Here is a 17,834-nt window from a genome sequence, read left to right on the forward strand (position 1 = left end):
AGGTTGAGAGCGGGTCTTTACCGGCTGTTAACCCTAACAGATCGATAACAGCGTCACGTTCACCTGAAACACGAGAATCGCATGACCGTCGCACGATGCAAGTCAGGTCTGGCCTTGGGTATCGCCCTGCTGTCGGTGACGATCGCCGGCTGCAGCAGTTACGAACCTGCGCCCCGGGCGTTCAGCGAAGCCACGATCCAGCCCTACCGGCTGGACAGCGGCGACCGGCTGCGCATCAGCGTGTTCGAACAGGCCGGCCTCACCGGCTCCTACACCGTCGACCAGGCCGGCTACGTGGCCTTCCCCCTCATCGGCTCGGTGCCCTCGCGCGGCCATACGCTGAGCGAGATGGAGACCATGATCGCCCAGAAGCTGCGCGCCGGCTATCTGCGCGATCCCGACGTGACGATCGAGGTCGATCGCTATCGCTCGGTGTTCATCATGGGCGAGGTCGGGCAGTCGGGACAGTATTCCTATGTGCCGGGCATGACGGTGCAGAACGCCATCGCCGTGGCCGGCGGTTTCTCGCAGCGGGCCAACCAGAAGACGGTGGACGTGACGCGCAAGATCAACGGACGCATCGTCACCGGGCGCGTCTCGATTTCCGATCCGATCATGGCGGGTGACACAGTCTATGTCCGCGAACGGCTGTTCTGAGACCATGTCCCATCCCGTGCAGCCCGATCATACGCAGACAGAGCCCATGCAGCCGGATCGCGGCGGGAGCGACCCGCTCCAGGCGGACACCCACCGGACCGTATCCGTGCCGCAGGCGCCCCTCCCCGCGCAGCCCCGGACAGGGGAGCGGCCGCTGCGGATCATCCACTGTTTCCGTTCGCCGGTCGGCGGCATCTTCCGGCATGTGCGCGATCTCGCCGCGGCGCATGCGGCCGAAGGGCACCAGGTCGGCATCCTCTGCGACAGCACGACCGGCGGGCCCCACGAGGAACGGCTGTTCGCGGAGATCCTTCCCCATCTCGCGCTCGGTCTCGTGCGCCTGCCGATCCGCCGGTCCATCGGCCCGTCGGACGCCAAGGCGCTGTGGACAAGCTACAAGGAGCTGCGCCAGCTCCAGCCCGACATCCTCCATGGCCACGGCGCCAAGGGCGGAGCGCTCGCCCGCACCATCGGCACGATCCTGCGCGTCAACGGATCGCCTGTGGCCCGCCTCTATTCCCCGCACGGCGGCAGTCTCCATTTCGACCGGCGGACATGGAAGGGCAAGGGCATCCTGTCCCTCGAGCGCTTCCAGGAACATGCGACGGACGCGCTGGTCTTCGTCTGCAATTACGAACGCGCCACCTACGAGGCAAAGGTCGGCCGCCCGCAGCCCCTGGCCGAAACGATCTACAACGGCGTCGAGGACGGCGAATTCCTGCCCGTCGAGCCGGCGCCGGATGCGGTGGACTTCCTCTATATCGGCATGCTGCGCGACATGAAGGGTCCGGACATCTTCATCGATGCGCTCGGCCGCACGGAGCGACTGGCCGGCCGGCCGCTGAGCGCCATGATGATCGGCGACGGGCCGCAGCAGGAAGACTATCTGCGCATGAAGCTTCAGCGCGGACTGGGGCAGCGGATCGGCATGCAGCCCGCCATGCCCGCACGCACCGCTTTTGCCAGCGCGCGTTTCGTCGTCGTGCCCTCGCGGGCCGAATCAATGCCCTATATCGTGCTCGAGGCGGTGGCTGCCCAGCGGCCGGTGATCGCCGCACGCGTCGGCGGCGTGCCAGAGATCCTCGGCCCTGACAGCGCGGCTCTGGCCGAGCCCAACGATGCACAGTCGCTTGCCAACATCATGCATCGCGCCCTGACCGAAGACGGCTGGGCCCGGCGCACCATGCCCGAGCCCGAGCGCTTCAAGGCCGCCTTCTCCTCGGCGACCATGGCCGCCGCGATGATGCGGCTCTACCGGCGGCTGGTTGCGGACGCGGAACGCTGAGACAGGCCCGCCGCCGCCCCGCTCCGCGCTGGCGGAGTTGCCCATGGACACGCGGACAGACCGTTGAATTTGCGGCTCGAATGCCCTTAACCCATTGTTGACCAGGTTCCCCTGCCGTCCCGGGTGTAAACGTTTCTTAGCGCCTCCCTGCTATGTCTTTGCGAGCCAATGGCAGGATGGGCAGCGTGATGAACCAGATCGAGAAGCCGGAAACGTTCGACCCCGAGGCCTTGCGCCGGCAGATCTCCGAAATCCGGACGATCGGGCGGGACGAGGTGCGCCCGGTCGAGGTGCAGAAGGAGCTCAATCCGCTGGCGCGCCGGATCGCGGCGCAGTTCCGCGCGGACACCTATTCGCCGGCCATGGTGCTCGGCTGCCTCCGCCTGTTCGAGTTCGCCGCCCTCTTCATCATCGGCTACATCATCACGGGCCTCTATGTCGCGCCGAGCTTCGAACGCTGGCTCCAGTACGCCGCGATGCTCGCAGCCAGCTCCGCGCTGACGGTCATCTTCCTGCAGTTTGCCGATGGCTACCAGATCCCCACGCTGCGTTCGGTCTCCCGCGCCATGCCCCGCCTCCTCGGCGCCTGGACACTCGCGTTCGCTGCGATCACCATCGTCATGTTCTTCGCCAAGACCGGTGAGAGCTTTTCGCGCCTGTCCTTCGGCATCTGGTTTCTCGCGGGCGCGGCCTTCCTCCTGATCGAACGCGCCTTCATCGCCTTTTCCATCCGGCGCTGGGCGCGCAACGGCATGATGGAGCGCCGCGTCGTCATCGTCGGCGGCGGTCAGCCCGCCAAGGATCTCATCCGCGTCCTCGAGCAGCAGACCGACAACGATATCCGCATCTGCGGCATCTTCGACGATCGCGACGAGCGTCGTTCGCCCAACATCATTGCCGGCTATCCCAAGCTCGGCACGTTTTCCGAACTCGTCGACTTCGCCCGACTGGCCCGCATCGACATGCTGATCATCGCGCTGCCGCTGTCGGCCGAGCGGCGCATTCTCGATCTTCTGCGCAAATTGTGGATCCTGCCGGTGGATATCCGGCTGGCGGCGCATGCCGCCAATCTGCGCTTCCGCCCGCGCAGCTATTCCCATGTCGGCCAGGTGCCGATGCTCGACATCTTCGACAAGCCGATCGCCGACTGGGATTCGGTCGCCAAACGCATCTTCGACGTCGTCTTCAGCGTCATCGCGCTCGTGCTGCTCTGGCCCGTCTTCATCGGCGCCGCGCTCGCCGTCAAGCTGACCTCGCCGGGCCCGATCATCTTCAAGCAGATGCGCCACGGCTTCAACAACGAGCAGATCGAGGTCTACAAATTCCGCTCGATGTACACGAACATGAGCGACCCCAGCGCCCGCAATGCGGTGACCAAGGGCGATCCGCGCGTGACCCCCGTCGGGCGTTTCCTGCGCAAATCCTCCATCGACGAACTTCCGCAGATCTTCAACGTGTTGCGGGGGCAGCTGTCGCTCGTCGGTCCGCGCCCCCATGCCGTGGCTGCGCAGACGGCGGATCGCAACTATAGCGATGTCGTCGAGGGTTATTTCGCCCGGCACCGCGTCAAGCCGGGCGTTACCGGCTGGGCGCAGATCAACGGCTGGCGCGGCGAGATCGACAATGACGAGAAGATCCGCTTCCGCACGGCGTTCGACCTCCACTACATCGAGAACTGGTCGCTCTGGTTCGACCTGAAGATCCTGTTCCTCACGCCCATCCGCCTTCTCAACACGGAAAACGCCTATTGAGCACGATCGTCGCGCCTGCCGGCCTGCCCGGCGTGTTCCGGCCGCAACGGGCTGCGTTCGGGCTTCTCGGCTCGGCGGCGGTGGCGTTCGGCGTGTTCCTCCAGGGCTTCGTCATGGTGGAACCCTCCCCGCACGAGCTCTTCGTCGCGACGCTCATCGCCATCTGGGCGTTCTGCGGCCTGCGCCTTTCGCGCTTCACCGCACCCTTGTTCACGCTCCTCGTGCTCTTCATGATCGGCGGCATCCTGTCGCTCACCATGATGGACGATCTCGACGTCGCGCCGATGTACATGGCGGTGTCCGGCTTTCTCGCGATCACCGCGATCTTCTACGCCGCGATCATCGAGGCACGTCACGAACGGCTGAAGCTGATGTTCCAGGCTTGGGTCTGGGCCGGCGTCTGCACCTCCACCCTCGGCATTCTCGGGTATTTCGGGCTGATCCCCGGCGCGGAGGCCTTTACCCGCTACGATCGGGCCATGGGCGCCTTCCAGGATCCGAACGTCTTCGGCCCCTTTCTCGTCGCCCCCTCGCTCTTCCTCATTCACGGCGTGCTCAAAGGACGCCTGATCGACCTGCCGCTGCGCGCGCTCGGCATCCTCATCATGGCCTTCGGCCTGTTTCTGTCCTTTTCGCGGGCGGCCTGGGCGCTCTACCTGTTCTCGGCCTGCATGCTGGTCTTCATCATGCTGCTCAAGGAGCGCACCGGCGCGTTTCGTCTGAAGATCTTCGTGATTGCGCTGTCCGGCATGATCTTCATGGTGACATCGCTGGTGGTGGCGCTGCAGATCCCGCAGGTGGCCGATCTCTTCTCCAGCCGGACGCAGCTCGTCCAGGATTATGACGGCGGACATCTCGGCCGCTTCGAACGCCACCGCTTCGGCTTTCTCCTGTCCATGGAACGTCCGCTCGGCATCGGCCCAATGATGTTTTCCAAGATCTTTCCGGAAGACGAGCACAATGTCTGGCTCAAGACCCTGACCTCCTACGGCTGGCTCGGCTTTGTCTCCTACGTGACGCTGATCGTCTGGACGCTGTCGATCGGCTTCCGCTTCATGCTGCTGGAGCGGCCCTGGCAGCCCTATCTGATGATCGGCTGGATCGTGCTCCTGGGGCATGCCGGTATCGGAAATGTGATCGATACGGACCATTGGCGCCATTTCTATCTCCTCCTCGGCATCATCTGGGGTTGCGGCGCGCTCGAATACCGCTACAGCAGACGGTCGCAGGCACCCGGCCTGCACACGACGACGTCAGAAGGCGCAGCGGCCTGACACGCCACCGCGATCGAAGATCATGACCAGCCCGACCTCAAGCGAACCGAATGCGACCGATGCGCCTTTGCGCGACGGCGAGCCCGCGCGACCGGAAACCGATGCCGATCGCGCCTCCCTGTCGATCCTGCAGGTGCTGGAGCCATCCGGCGGCGGATCCGGCCGACACTTCCTCGATCTCTGCCACGGCCTGTCGCGGCGCGGACATCGGGTCGAGGCCGTCGTTTCGCCGCTGCGTGCCGAGGAAAGCTTCGTGCGCGAGCTGAAGTCGCTCGGGCTGCCGGCCATTCACAAGGTGGCGATGACCCGCTCGCCCGGCCGCGCCGATATCGCCTCGTGGAAGAAGCTGAACCGCATCATCGCCCGCGGCGGTTTCGACATCGTTCACGGCCACAGCTCCAAGGCCGGCGGGCTGGCCCGCCTGCGCCTGCCCGGCCGGCACGTGCCGCGCATCTACACGCCCCACGCCTTCCGCACGATGGACCCGACGCTCGGCTCTACCGGCCGCAAACTGTTCGGGTCGGTCGAGAGCTTTCTCGGCCGGTTCCTCACCGATCACCTGATCTGCGTCTCGCAGGACGAGTACCAGCATGCCGTATCGCTCGGCATTCCCGAAAAGCGCATGTCGGTCATCGTCAATGGCGTCTCCCAGCCGGTCAAGGACATGGCGCTGACGGTGCGGGCCAGCTTCGGCATCACGCCGGAGACCTTCGTGTTCGGCTTCGTCGGCCGACTGTCGCACCAGAAAGCGCCCGAGCGCCTGATCGAGGCCTTTCGTCACGCGGCGACGACGCTGCCGGAGGCCCATCTCATCATGGTGGGATCGGGTGAGCAGGAAGCGCCGGTGCGGGCCGCGATCGCCGCAAGCGGCCTGCAGAATCGCATCCATCTGACATCCGCCTTCACCGGCCCGCAGGCCGTACCGGCCTTCGACTGCCTCGTGATGCCGAGCCGCTACGAAGCGATGTCCTACGTCATGCTGGAGGCGGCCGCCGCCGGCCGGCCGATCGTCACCACCGCGGTCGGCGGCGCGACGACGGCTGTGGAAGACGGCGTGACCGGCTTCATCGTGCCGAATGACGGCGACGCCACCCGGCTTGCGAGCGCCATGGTGACGCTTGCCGAGCCCTCGACCTTTCACGCCTTCCGGGCCGCTGCCGAGCATCACCGCGCCCGCTTCGCGCTCGACGTGATGATCGACGAGACCGAGGCCGTCTACAAGATGGTCCGCGCGCGGCGCTGACAACGCATCCCTGACCATCCGGGAACCCGACACGAAAAAGCGCCCGCGGGAGATCCCGGCGGACGCTTTTTTCGTGTGCGGCGAACCGCGATCCTCGGACCCTGAAGCGCGTCGCGTGAAAAAGGATGCACTTAACGCGCTTTAAGCCTTGTTGTGATGCATGTCGTTTCCCGAAACCGCTGCGCACGTTCCGGTGACATGCCTTCATCAGTACGGCGAGTTGCACTGACGGCGCGGGCCGCCATAGGGTTGGTACGTGTTGTCATAGGCGCGATAGGACCGGTAGCGGGCCTGGCACCAGGCGACATGCGAATTGCCGCCATAGACCCGGCGGTAGCCCGGCGCCACGTAGCGCGGCTGGCTCAGCGCGCCACCGATGATCGCGCCTGCGGCAAGGCCGCCCAGGGCGAGGCCGACGCCGCGATCGCCACGGTAGTACCGATCCCGGTAACGGCGGTCGTAGCGATAGGCCCGATGACCGCGCCAGTCGCCGCGATGGCCGCGCCAATCACTGCGATGGCCGCGCCAGTCCCCGCGATCCCAACCTCCGCGCCCATGGCGACGGATGATGTAGCGGTCGCGCACCTGCTGGACGTCCGTGCTGGTCTCTACCGGTCCGGCTTTCGACAGCGGCATGGCACTGACCGGACCGATGCCGGAAAAGGCCGTCACGAGCGAAACGAATGCGATGATAAGCTTTTTCATGGTGTTTCCTTTCGTCGGACAGAACCTAGGACGCCAACCGCCCGCGACAATATCCCCGCCTCACCTGCGGCATCACGTTCCCGCGACCGGCGCGCAACCGGCGCCCGATCGCCGCTCGGCCCCTGCCCCCGCCCTTGCCCCTGCCCCTGCCCCGCTGCGGCCTTCCACCATTTTCTTGATCCCGCGCCATTTTCCCCTTGCACCTGCAAGCCTGAGAATATAGGCCTTCCCTCGGAACGGAATGTAGCGCAGCCCGGTAGCGCACTTGACTGGGGGTCAAGGGGTCGTCGGTTCGAATCCGGCCATTCCGACCATTCAAATCAACCACTTAGCGGGTTGATCGGAGCTCCCCCAGAGCTCCCAATCGCCACCTGGTCGCCACCGGTAGCGGAAACACCATCAAACAATTATTTGAAAGCCGCCCGGTGTTGAGTGCGAGCGGCCAGCGGTGAGCCGGAACATTCGCCCTACTAATCATCTTCTCGGTGTAGCGCGCCTTTAAAGTGCGCGCTGCCGGGAGGGTGTCGTAGAATGCGGGTTCGCTCGGCGCCCTCCCGGTTTACTGTTCCTCGGCATGGGAGGAACACTTCCTAGTTTACGGAGTTAAATCAACACCGAGCGCACTTCCTCCCCCTGCCCCATGGCCTCGGATCGAACTTTCTAGAGCCAGTGGCGTCCTCCAGCGCCACTGGCTCTTTCCATTTCTGCCCGCCTGTCAGGCGAGCGGCCGGCAGCAGCTAACGCCGCGCCATGAGCAACGCACTGCGGATGGTGGCCGCCTAGGTGGTGCATGCATTGCCCTGTAAAAAAAGGCCGCGATCTACCGATGAGGAGACGGGAACGCGGCAAAGTGGTGGCCCTGGGATTATTCGAAAATCCGGCCTACTGCTTACAAGGCAGTCGCTCTATCCGCTGAGCTACAGGGCCAAAACGTCAGTGAAGGTGCCGCTCGGCAACCTTCAGCAAGTCGAGCGCCCGCGACAGCCCTGTCCGCATTGCCGTCTTATCGTCCTCGTCTGGCAGGGCAGCGGACGCCATGAAGCAAATCTCCAGCTGCTGCCGTAAGTCTTCAAGGTCGGAACCGATCTCAACGCTGACAGATGGTACGGTTACCGCGGATGCCGCTGCAGGCGTCTTGCCGAAGGCGGCATCCTTGTTCTGGGCAAACGCCTCGAAATAGACGTCGCGCGCCTCGAGTGCGGCTGTCTCTGCCGTTTCGAGGATGTAATGGGCTGCTGCAATTCGCTGCTGGGACAGAGTGCCAAGGCCGCTATTCTCGGCCAGAAGCTTGTGCACAAATTCCATTGCGATCGTTGTTCGCGTTGCCGCATGAAACAACGGATCCTCGACGTCCGCGAAAGTTACCTTCTTGTTTACCATGACCCAAGCTCCTCGTTGCGCCGATATTGTTACCGTGTAATAAGGATGCAGCACATGGTGATTACTTTCAACACCGTGTAACAACTATTTTTTACACGGTGTCACTATGAAGCCTGCACAGTTGAGAATGGCTAGGTCTGCGCTGAAGATCGGAGTAAGGGAGCTGGCTGGTATGGCAGACGTCACAACCGCGACGATCACTCGGTTTGAAAATGAGCGCGGCGGACTGAACACAGTGACGCTAACCAAGCTAAAATCAGCCCTCGAGACCGCAGGCATCATATTCATCGACGAGAATGGCGAAGGGCCTGGCGTCAGATTGCGCAAGCAAGTTTGACAAATTTGTAAAACAATACAACAACTTAGGAAAAAATTTCTTCGCCGCTGCGTTGCCCGGATCGCCAATGTCGACTATGCTCACCTTAGTAACCGGGAGAGCCATATGTTCAACAAGCACGACAACGACATCGCGGTCTTGGTTTCGTTGAACCAGGCCGCGGCTATGACGAGTATGTCGAGAGGGATGCTGAACCGGTACCGCGCGACCGGGCGTTTCCCGGCTGCCGTCGATCTTGGTGACCGACGGGTTGCCTTTGTGAAAAGCGAAGTTCTTGATTGGATCGAAAAGAAAATTGAGGCGCGTATCACGGCGCAGGTGCGTAAAGACCGGTGAGCCTAGACTACGACATACGCCTCTATGAACTGCTCCTAGATGGCAAACTTGAGGCGAGTTGGGCTCGATGGAACACTTGGTGGGTAGAAAACGCCGTAACAACACTCAACCGCCGCCAAACACGTGCTGCGCGGCCTGGGCGACCATTAAGTCAGGACTGCCAACTGAACATCGACTGATCAATGCCCTTTTTGGTGGCGTAGCTCTTTCAGGACGTGCAGGCGATTGCCGCGAAGATCGATCATTTTTTGCCGCTGAAGGAAAAACAAGCCGTTCAGAATTGCATCTTGATCGTAACCCTGTCGCGTTAGCGGCGGACCAATTTCAAACAGGCTGATGTCCGTGGAGGGCGGGATGTCGAGTTCCTGCAAAAGGGTGATGATCGCGCGGTCGGCTGTCATTTTGAACTCGATTCCTGTCTCGTCATTCGTGGGCTTCATCGCGCCAAGGTGCCAATCATCAGGCAATTGCCGCTGCGGTTTCCGCAATGGCACTTTAGTTTTTCCTGAAACTGATTAAGGCTCATATTAGCCCCTGCCCGCTGTCGAACGACAGTCATGTCCAGCCATCCGACGTGCGAGCATTGCGGGCACCTTCCGCCAAGAATCTCGTATTGCGGAAGGTCGCCAATCAGACGCCACAAATCGTAGTTCGCGTCTCTGCTACGGGCAGGCTTAAATGGCGCTGACATTTCCGCACGTAAGTCGCTGCCGCGATTGTGCTTCACGGTCAGCGCTCCCGAGCAGGGATCCGTTCGAAGGCAGGAGTCCAGCCCCTTCCCATTCCTTTTGAGAGCAAGCACGACGCAGTGTGCAGCTGTGACTGGAAGAACAGCGAGTCTGCCAGAACAGACTTTAGCGCAGCCCTGTGGTCGCCATTATAGGAGGCGATGATTTCCTCGGCCAAGGTGTCGGCTGACATTTGGAATGCCTCGGATTGCTGGACACGGTGATGCGACGCGCTAGTCATGGGGAGACTCTCGGTTGGGAATGTTTTCGGAAACAGCGGACTATGTTCCCATTTTGTTCTGGTAGCTGAGGAGAGTCAAGCGATCGTTTCTTAAGACCACAGAGAACCGCACTAGCGCATCGGGAGCTCACGTCCCTGCTTGTGAGATTCCAGTGCGACACGCTAATGCATGCCGCTTAAGCAGGCGCACCATTCGACTGGAACCTTCACTCTCGCTTCAAGTTTTCGCAGAGAACCAAGGAGATAATCATGGATGACAGAAGCCCGGTCGGGCATTACGAAAACGAGAGCACCGCTACTAAGGCGGCAAATGCTATCAAGGCCGAAGTGGCTGCCGTCAAATCAGGCGTATCCGACCATCCGCATACTGCTACCGGGCTACTGGCCCTGATAGGTATCGCTGGTTTCCTGGTAGGACATGCGATGGGCTATAGGTCAGCTGAGGCAGCGTACGAGCCGCCGCCGAGACGCCGATACTGGTAACGAAGAGCCCGGTTCTACCGGGCTTTTTTATGCGGCTTGCCTGCGGATCAGACTTAAGTCCGATGGGAGGAACTTAGAAGCGGGTTCGTCCCTTTCAGTGTCGATCTACACGAAAGGACCCGTTATGAAAAAAGCGCTTCTCATCCCCGTAGCATTTCTTGCCTTCGGCTTTGCCTCAGCGGCAAACGCAGATGGCGGCACCACCACCGGCCTCGTCGGCGGAGCTGCCACTGGTGCCGTTATTGGCGGCCCTGTTGGTGCGGTAGTCGGTGGCGCTGTTGGCGCGATTGCTGGTACGGCAATTGATCCGCCGTCTACGCGCACTGTCACGTACGTTCAGCAGGCTCCTGCTCCCACACAGACTGTCGTGGTCGATGGCGGGGTTGCTCTCGGTCAGCCGCTGCCCGAAACGGTTGTTGTCCAGCAGATCCCGGAAGATCCGAACTACGAGTATGCCGTCATTGGCAATCAGCGTGTCATCGTCGAACACAAGTCGCGCAAGGTCGTTCAGATCGTTCAGTGACCTCCGGCACTGAAAGCCAGGAAAGGGCTCCTCTATCGAGGGGCCTTTTTTGTATGCCGGCATTTCATAACGATTTTGCGGCAGCAACTAACTGTGTAGGTCGACCAGAGCCACTTGGCTAACCAAGACTTCGAGTAGGACGCCACAAAGGCCCCGCACGTAATTGCGAAGCCAGGCACTGAAAAGAATCAAATAATAAGGAAATCGTGGGCCGTGATCGAAGCATGATTTGTGAGCGTCACGACCAAATGTTGTGAATGAGAGCCATTCCCATCATCATCGTAGTATAGATTCCCAGTCTTCTTGTCATAAATGAAACGATCGTCTGCGTCATGCGCTTTTGTGCCTGAAAAAAACTCTTTGGCGTCCAGCTTGCCAAGCCCAAGTTCAAAGACGTTATGAGTAAACTCTAATTTGTCTGTTTTCGGAACGAAATCTGTAATCCTATCGCTGTCTTTCGCCGCAAACGAATTGAAGACAAACGTATCCTTCCCCGACCCGCCGTTCAGCTTATCATGGTCTTGTCCTCCTCCTATTCTATCGTTCCCAGTATCACCTTTTAAGATGTCGTCCCCTCGATGTCCGGAGATCTTATCATTGCCGCCCAAACCAGATATTATATCTGCTTTCGATGTACCCTCTAGCTTGTTCGCTTTGTTGTTACCCGTGATCTTCGCCATTGCTTCCTCCTTCAATTCTAAGATTTGCCGATAACGCCAACGTGGACGAAATAGCGCCGGAGGAACCATAATCGATTGTATTTTAGGGATATCAACTAGATGTTTGTCTGATAGGCTCACCACATTGGCTGATTCAGACCACAGTTCTAAGCAGTACGACTTAGAGCACTAGACAATAGGTGTACGAGTGATCCGCCCTCTAACCCTAGGGCAGCCGCGGGCCTCCCAGGGGTTCGCCGCGTGCCATACTCCCATTTGAATTGCGAATGTAAGAAATTGCTTGGGGTGAAACTCAGGCGGGTGCACTATTGACCCGCTACTTCTTGCCCTTTAGCTTCTATTCGCGGACCACCAATCCGCGCGAATGCCACCACAGAGGAGAACGAGACCGTCTTCGGCACAGTGCCGAGGGCAGACCTGTTTTTCTTTTAGGAAACCTGTGGTGCCGCTCAGACTGTACAAACGAAAAGATAGCCCGAACTTTTGGCTCAGTGGCACCATCCGCGGGCTTGCAGTTCGCGAGTCGACGAAGACTGCCGACAAATCAGCCGCTGAGACCATTCGCGTTTTGCGTGAGCGAGAACTGCTCGACGAAAGCATCTTTGGCAAACAGGCTGTCGTGACGTTCAAGACGGCGGTCGACGCCTACCTCGTCGCCGGTGGGTCTACACGCTTCATGGCGCCGGTGGTCGACGCCTTCGGCAACAAGCTGTTGCGAGACATCCACCAGAACGATCTGGATCTGCTATCGCTAAGGCTCTACCCCGACACGGCGGCGGTCACACGCAACCGGCAGCTCTTTACGCCCTTTATCGCAGTCTGGAACCACGCCGCGAAAAACGAGTGGGCAGAGCCGAGGCAATGGGCGCGACCGCGGAAGCAGAAGGGCACCAGGCAGCGATCAACGAGCACAAGGTCGGGCACCCGCCCAGTATCCTACGAGCGAGCCGCTGAGTTCGTATCAAACATGTCCCCTGCCCCCGCCATGGTCATGACGGCGCTGTTTTACACCGGCATGCGACCTGTCGAACTTTTTACGCTTGAGCCCAGCGATGTTGATGTGGCTCGCAGGTGGCTGACGCTCGAGCATACCAAGACGGGCGAGCCTCGCGGCGTACCGATGCACGAGTTCCTTGTTCCGCTTTTTGCTTCACTCCTGAAGCGCAAAAAGGGGCCGCCGCAGATCTTTCAGAACTACCGCGGGACATCCTACCAGCTTCTTGAGGAGCGCGGCGGCCAGCTAAAGGGGGCGATCAACGGCGCGCGTGAACGTCTGGGCAAGCGAGGCATCCGCATCGATGACGTAAGCCCGTACACGGGCCGCCACACGGTCTCCACGCAGCTGGTGCTCAACGAGATTCACCCTCACATAAAGGACCAGATCCTTGGCCATGCCGTCGACAGCATGAGCCGGCATTACACCAATGTGCCGCAGACGCCGCTCATCGAGGCGATCAACACCCTTCCCGTCCCGACTCTGTGGCGGGCTGCAGAATGGTGGGCGGATCCTCTCGGCTATGTGGGCAAGCACGTGAAGTGGGGAGCGGGGTCATGACGCAGAACACCGTGGCACCGCGTCTCCTCACCAAGAGCCAAGCGGCGGCCTACTGCGGGCTGTCGGTCTCGACATTTAGCGGGGTGTGCCCGGTGAGAGCGATCGCGCTCGGCGAAGGAGTTCGCATGCACCGTTACGATGTGCGCGATCTCGACACGTGGATTGATAGTTTCAAGAGAGGCGAGAGCACTGGAGAGTCGGTTCTGCGTGCCGCCCTCGATCGCCTGTCTTCGCCAACCGACCTCGACGACCGACACGTGAAGGTCCTGCGATTCATGCGTGACCATCCGGAATGCGAAACTGCCGCGGAGATCCCAGGCGCTGGTGAAGCGACCCTCGTCATGCTCTCCGGCAAATCGATGGTGCGCGAGATCACAAAGGACGCGAAGGGCAAGCGCAGGTTCACGCTGACAAAGGACGGCAAGGCGGAGATGCGAAAGATAGAGGCGTGGGAATTGGAAGGGAGGAGGCGATGATGTGTCCAGCAGATGAGCTTCAGCTACTGACCGCCAAACAGGTCGCGACCATGCTGGCCATGTCCACGAAGACGCTGCGCGATCTCGTTCGCAACGGAGAAATCGCCTTCATATCGACAGGCAACGGCACGGTCCGTCAGCGGATGGCATTCCATCCGCGAGACGTCGAAGACTTCGTGAACCGGCGGAGGATGCGCCAATGTCCATCTACAAGCCCAAAAACAGTCCGTACTACCACTTCGACTTCGTCGTCGGAGGGATACGATTTCATGGCTCAACGGGAAGCCAGAATCGCCGAGAGGCGGAGAACAGGGAGACGATAGAAAAAGCCAATGCACGAGAAGGCGCTAAGCGTGGTGTGGCGAGCGGCAGTGGCCCGCTCACGATTGGCGCCGCAGTAAGCCGCTACTGGCTAGAGGTTGGTCAACTGCACGCTAACTCTGGGACAACCGATACCGACCTTGCTCGACTTGTCGACTACTTTGGCAAGAGCAAACTGCTCGCCGACATCACCGACGGCGATGTCTCCGCCCTTATACAATGGCGGCGTGCCCAGCCGGCGTGGGGACGTGACGAGCGAGCCGATGGCGAACCAATGAAGATGGTTTCCGCTGCCACCGTCAATCGATCGACGACGCTGGTGCTCAAGAAGATCTTCACCAGGGCGAAGCGCACCTGGCGCTATAGCTTCCCGCTCGAGCCTATCTGGCGCGATCACTGGTTGGCCGAACCAAAAGAGCGCGTGCGCGAGCTCCGCAAAGACGAAGGCGCCGCGATCACGCTTGCCACCCGACCAGACTACGAGCCGATCTTTGCGTTCGTTCGCGCCACCGGCCTGCGCCTGGAGGAATGTATTCTGAAGTGGAGCGAGGTGAATTGGCAGACGGGATGGATCTCGAAGCCCGGCAAGGGTGGACGCATGGTCAAAACGGCCATCACGACGACGGTGCGCGACATCCTGCTTCCGCTGCGTGGTCATCATGCGGAGTTCGTCTTCACGTACGAGGCAAGCCGCGCCCGCAAAGCCGACTCCTCTTATAAAGGGGACGGCAAGCCTCGGCACAAAGGCTTTCGCTATCCAATCACCTACAACGGCCTAAAGACGCAGTGGAAGCGGATCCGCAAAGCGGCCGGCGTGAAGGATTTCCGCTTTCACGACTTCCGGCACGATCTCGCCACCAAGCTGCTCCGCGAGACCGGCAACCTGAAGACAGTCCAGAAAGCGCTTAGTCATGCCGACATCAAGACCACGACGCGTTACGCTCATGTGCTCGACGAGGAAGTAGCAAACGCGATGGAGGCTTTAAGACGGAAGATGGCGAGACCGGAAGACGATAGCGATCCTAAACAATGACCGACCCCCTCGCCTCACTCCCCATGTTCGCGACCGACAAGCAGATCGCTGTGGCGATCATAGGAAAGGAGCGAGCAGATCTGTATGTGAAAACGGTCATCCCGCAGCTCATGCGGAAGGGCTTTCCGCAGATCGACCCGCTACATGGCGGCCGGCCTGTGCCATTGGTGCGTAAGTTCTACGATGGCTATTTTGGGATCACGGTGGGGTTCGCCGCGACGGCGCCGGATGGTGAAGAGCGGCTGGGGGAATCGTTGAGGAGGCGGAAGCAGAAAGAACTCAAAGCTTGATATGTACAACGGAGCAAATCAAACCCGTCCTTTGTGATATCGACACTTCTCATCGAAACGCGAAGGATCATTGTCACGTTGCCGCATTATACCAATAAAAGGATAAAGCCGCAAAGCCTCTCGACTAACCTGCTACAATTTTGCCGTAGACCCGAACGATTATTGCGATTGTTGTGTGTCTTGGTTTCACGAGAAAACGAGAAAAAAGGTAAAAGGCGGCGCAATGGATATCTAACAGCTCATCCTTCTTAAGTCACCCTACAACGCGGTTCCGCAACTGTAAATTAGCTCGTAGGTCAACACCATATACGAAAGACCTTCGAGAGAATACTAGTATAAACTAGAAGGAAGCATGATGTATTTAAGGATTTCTCTTGTCATTGCGACTGTATCTTTTTCGCTCTTTAACAACACTGAGGCCTCGCTAGCCGCTGAGAGGAAAGTCCGTTTTGAAATCCCCTTATCTACTCCCTACAATTCCGAAATATTAGCATCGACTGGCGCAAAATATTTATACCCTCAGCAGGCGTGTGTCGATGAAACTAACGGGCATCTATTCGTTGTAAACGCAAGCCGCGGCGGCGGCGACAGAAGCCAATGGGTGGCGGTATATGATTGGATGAGCGGTAAATTTCTAACTATTTTTAAAGCTGGCGACGGCCTTGGAGAGACATGCGTTGTCAGCGACAATAATCACATGCGCCCCTCGGTATGGATCAAGTCTAGAGGAAATAATCTCCTAGAGTTCGACGTGTCGGCGCTTCCGACGCCGATGTCGGCACCCTCCTACGTAAGAAAACAGAGAGCAGCCGTCCTATACCAGTCAGCGATGAGAGACGATCGTTGGTTTCTAGAAACAAAGACAAGTGGACGAGATGTCCTCTCAATCCGCAATCGGCGATTTGACGAGATGGAAACGATAATTCTCGCGGACCCGGAAATCGATAAATCAGCTCCCGTTAAAAGGCAGGGTTTTGCCGTTTCTGGTCGAGGAATCGTGGGTAGCTATGGCTCAAACTACATACGCAACAGAGACCAAGCTCCAACAGAGTATGGCGTCAAGCTCTTCCGGTTCGACGGCAGCATAGCGTATGACGGCCTAGACAACCCAGAAACCGTAATGAAACAGCTAAATTCGCAAGGCGTCATGACCACGCGGTTAGAGAATGAAGGTGTAATCGTCACTCGCGATAACAAGATATATACTATCGCAGTCACCCAAGCAGCAAACAGCGCAGCTTCCAAGACAGGCGGATTGGCAATCGTTCAAGAATTAGCAGATCCTAAAGACCGCTAGAAGTCTGCGAGTCTCGGAAAGTCTCTCCGTGTAGGAGTTCAAGACGCACTATATAATCAAACTCTTTCACCAAGAGAATTTGTGCTAATGTTCTGTCGACCGTAATTACACCGTTCGCTACCAAACGCTTAGTGAAGCGGAAGTTGGAAATCAGATCGTGATGAATGAACATGTGGGGGTCCAGCTTAGATCGACGGGCCCTGTAGTTTCTATCATGTGAAGAAAGCCACATATCCATATTGAATGCTTTCACCGCACCGACGTCGAACCTCAACAGATCAAACAGCATTCTCTGTAGAGCATTGCCATGCGATTTGAAGAAAACCGAATTCGATTGTCGGTAAGCTGATCTTATCTTTGCTTCAAGCTTCAAGACCCCTAGTTGACTACTGACCACATCGGCCTTCTGTGGAACTGCAAACGCCAACCCAGAGAGACTGCTTTTAGTGCCAATCACAACTTTCCGGAAGGCAGGATCTGTGTAGTACGATATGTCTGAGCGCTTACCAAACGTGTTAGACTGGTACTGAGCTTTATCGTGATGATTGAAGCGTATAACTACATCAAACGAGTCGATCTCTTCACCATTATTTACTCCGGTATTGACTGGACCAACAATGGCAATTGATTTTCCCGAGACAAATTCTTCAAAACTCCTGTCTCCGTCGGCTAAAGTAACAGCTGATTTCTGGCGGTAACCGTCGCGATCCCCGGATGCAAGGGCAACACCACGAATTAGCGGACGGGTTTCTCTGGCTACAGCTGCTGCCAATTTTTTATGTATATTAGGCAATAAAGATATCAGGGTTAGGTCGCCGTGATCTGCTACCCAAGACGCAAGGACAGAGAACTCCAACGTAGAAAACGCGGTATATCGAGACGGATTGGCAAGCACCTCCAATGCTTCTCGCTTCATCGCGGCATCAATGACCTGGCGGCAAAAATACGCCATGACCAGATGCATCCGGAGGGTCAGTAAGTCATGCGCTAGGAACCAAGCGTCCAAATCGCTGACCGGTTCAATCGCTTGAACGAGGTATTCGACTTCAGCTCGAAGCTCATCAATAGAATTCAAGAACGTCTGGGTTTGAAGCTGCTCAAGATCGCCACTGAAGTCTCCAATCGCGTCTGCAACGCGAGCAAGGGCCAGGTTTAGGACGCCTTCCCGCAGGGCAGCGGCCTTGACTTGGGAGCTCTGAATGTCACTGTACCACTTTTTCTTGATCAACTCATTTTACC

Annotated in this window: 18 protein-coding genes and 2 tRNA genes; 14 read left to right on the forward strand and 6 right to left on the reverse strand. The window is 58.9% G+C overall.

Features of this window, described 5'->3' with window-relative positions:
* Positions 1-81: 81 nt before the first annotated feature.
* The 5 genes from ASG25_RS01795 to ASG25_RS01815 all read left to right on the forward strand — a co-directional run bounded on the left by ASG25_RS01795 (position 82) and on the right by ASG25_RS01815 (position 6,210).
* A complete protein-coding gene (locus ASG25_RS01795; RefSeq protein ID WP_062468476.1) occupies positions 82-657 on the forward strand; it encodes a polysaccharide biosynthesis/export family protein in 576 nt (191 codons plus the stop codon).
* 4 nt (positions 658-661) lie between these two features.
* Positions 662-1,942, forward strand: coding sequence for a glycosyltransferase family 4 protein (locus ASG25_RS01800; protein ID WP_244479293.1), 1,281 nt, complete (start codon positions 662-664; stop codon positions 1,940-1,942).
* A gap of 188 nt (positions 1,943-2,130) precedes the next feature.
* Positions 2,131-3,693 (forward strand): undecaprenyl-phosphate glucose phosphotransferase, encoded by a 1,563-nt coding sequence (locus tag ASG25_RS01805; protein WP_062468478.1) that lies wholly within the window; start codon positions 2,131-2,133, stop codon positions 3,691-3,693.
* Positions 3,690-4,967: an O-antigen ligase family protein gene (locus ASG25_RS01810; protein WP_062468480.1), complete on the forward strand. Its 1,278-nt coding sequence runs from the start codon at positions 3,690-3,692 to the stop codon at positions 4,965-4,967. The genes ASG25_RS01805 and ASG25_RS01810 overlap by 4 nt, the downstream gene beginning before the upstream one ends.
* Positions 4,968-4,989: 22 nt before the next feature.
* Positions 4,990-6,210 carry a glycosyltransferase gene (locus ASG25_RS01815; RefSeq protein ID WP_082479812.1) on the forward strand — a complete coding sequence of 407 codons (1,221 nt, stop codon included), beginning with the start codon at positions 4,990-4,992 and terminating at the stop codon, positions 6,208-6,210.
* 207 nt (positions 6,211-6,417) lie between these two features.
* Here ASG25_RS01815 and ASG25_RS01820 read toward each other — a convergent pair whose 3' ends face one another.
* Positions 6,418-6,915: a BA14K family protein gene (locus tag ASG25_RS01820; protein WP_062468482.1), complete on the reverse strand. Its 498-nt coding sequence runs from the start codon at positions 6,913-6,915 to the stop codon at positions 6,418-6,420.
* 237 nt (positions 6,916-7,152) lie between these two features.
* Here ASG25_RS01820 and ASG25_RS01825 point away from each other — a divergent pair.
* A tRNA-Pro gene (locus ASG25_RS01825) sits at positions 7,153-7,229 on the forward strand.
* A 537-nt stretch (positions 7,230-7,766) separates the two neighbouring features.
* On the opposite strand, the gene ASG25_RS01830 is transcribed toward ASG25_RS01825, so the two are convergent.
* Both ASG25_RS01830 and ASG25_RS01835 read right to left on the reverse strand, forming a co-directional pair.
* Positions 7,767-7,842 (reverse strand) — tRNA-Thr (locus tag ASG25_RS01830).
* Positions 7,843-7,848: 6 nt separating this feature from the next.
* Entirely contained in the window at positions 7,849-8,295 is a 447-nt protein-coding gene (locus ASG25_RS01835; RefSeq protein ID WP_062468484.1) for a hypothetical protein, read from the reverse strand.
* Between the two features lie 172 nt (positions 8,296-8,467).
* Between ASG25_RS01835 and ASG25_RS01840 the strand changes: the two genes are divergently transcribed.
* Together ASG25_RS01840 and ASG25_RS01845 are read left to right on the forward strand one after the other, a co-directional pair.
* Positions 8,468-8,632 (forward strand): transcriptional regulator, encoded by a 165-nt coding sequence (locus ASG25_RS01840; RefSeq protein WP_347360117.1) that lies wholly within the window; start codon positions 8,468-8,470, stop codon positions 8,630-8,632.
* A 105-nt stretch (positions 8,633-8,737) separates the two neighbouring features.
* Positions 8,738-8,968 (forward strand): AlpA family phage regulatory protein, encoded by a 231-nt coding sequence (locus tag ASG25_RS01845; protein WP_062468488.1) that lies wholly within the window; start codon positions 8,738-8,740, stop codon positions 8,966-8,968.
* Between the two features lie 179 nt (positions 8,969-9,147).
* Here the strand turns inward: ASG25_RS01845 and ASG25_RS01850 are convergent, their stop codons facing one another.
* Positions 9,148-9,462, reverse strand: a complete 315-nt coding sequence (locus ASG25_RS01850) for a hypothetical protein (RefSeq protein ID WP_062468490.1) — start codon at positions 9,460-9,462, stop codon at positions 9,148-9,150.
* A 1,082-nt stretch (positions 9,463-10,544) separates the two neighbouring features.
* Between ASG25_RS01850 and ASG25_RS01865 the strand changes: the two genes are divergently transcribed.
* Positions 10,545-10,943: a DUF1236 domain-containing protein gene (locus ASG25_RS01865; RefSeq protein WP_062468496.1), complete on the forward strand. Its 399-nt coding sequence runs from the start codon at positions 10,545-10,547 to the stop codon at positions 10,941-10,943.
* Positions 10,944-11,131: 188 nt separating this feature from the next.
* On the opposite strand, the gene ASG25_RS23580 is transcribed toward ASG25_RS01865, so the two are convergent.
* Entirely contained in the window at positions 11,132-11,623 is a 492-nt protein-coding gene (locus ASG25_RS23580) for a calcium-binding protein (protein WP_062468498.1), read from the reverse strand.
* A 442-nt stretch (positions 11,624-12,065) separates the two neighbouring features.
* Between ASG25_RS23580 and ASG25_RS01875 the strand changes: the two genes are divergently transcribed.
* The 5 genes from ASG25_RS01875 to ASG25_RS22495 all read left to right on the forward strand — a co-directional run bounded on the left by ASG25_RS01875 (position 12,066) and on the right by ASG25_RS22495 (position 16,595).
* Entirely contained in the window at positions 12,066-13,178 is a 1,113-nt protein-coding gene (locus ASG25_RS01875) for a site-specific integrase (RefSeq protein WP_062468500.1), read from the forward strand.
* The gene (locus ASG25_RS23040; protein ID WP_062468502.1) at positions 13,175-13,654 is read left to right on the forward strand and encodes a hypothetical protein; all 480 of its coding nucleotides are present in this window, start codon (positions 13,175-13,177) and stop codon (positions 13,652-13,654) included. The genes ASG25_RS01875 and ASG25_RS23040 overlap by 4 nt, the downstream gene beginning before the upstream one ends.
* Before the next feature lie 199 nt (positions 13,655-13,853).
* Positions 13,854-15,008 (forward strand): site-specific integrase, encoded by a 1,155-nt coding sequence (locus ASG25_RS01885; protein WP_062468504.1) that lies wholly within the window; start codon positions 13,854-13,856, stop codon positions 15,006-15,008.
* A complete protein-coding gene (locus ASG25_RS01890; protein WP_062468506.1) occupies positions 15,005-15,298 on the forward strand; it encodes a hypothetical protein in 294 nt (97 codons plus the stop codon). Before ASG25_RS01885 ends, ASG25_RS01890 begins: the two co-directional genes overlap by 4 nt.
* Positions 15,299-15,650: 352 nt before the next feature.
* Positions 15,651-16,595: a hypothetical protein gene (locus ASG25_RS22495; RefSeq protein ID WP_156466858.1), complete on the forward strand. Its 945-nt coding sequence runs from the start codon at positions 15,651-15,653 to the stop codon at positions 16,593-16,595.
* Here ASG25_RS22495 and ASG25_RS01900 read toward each other — a convergent pair.
* Positions 16,582-17,823, reverse strand: a complete 1,242-nt coding sequence (locus ASG25_RS01900) for a hypothetical protein (protein WP_062468510.1) — start codon at positions 17,821-17,823, stop codon at positions 16,582-16,584. The two genes, ASG25_RS22495 and ASG25_RS01900, sit on opposite strands and share 14 nt — an antisense overlap.
* Between the last annotated feature and the right edge of the window lie 11 nt (positions 17,824-17,834).

Origin of the sequence: Rhizobium sp. Leaf384, from assembly GCF_001424065.1 — a bacterium.
Taxonomy (GTDB): Bacteria; Pseudomonadota; Alphaproteobacteria; order Rhizobiales; family Rhizobiaceae; genus Ferranicluibacter.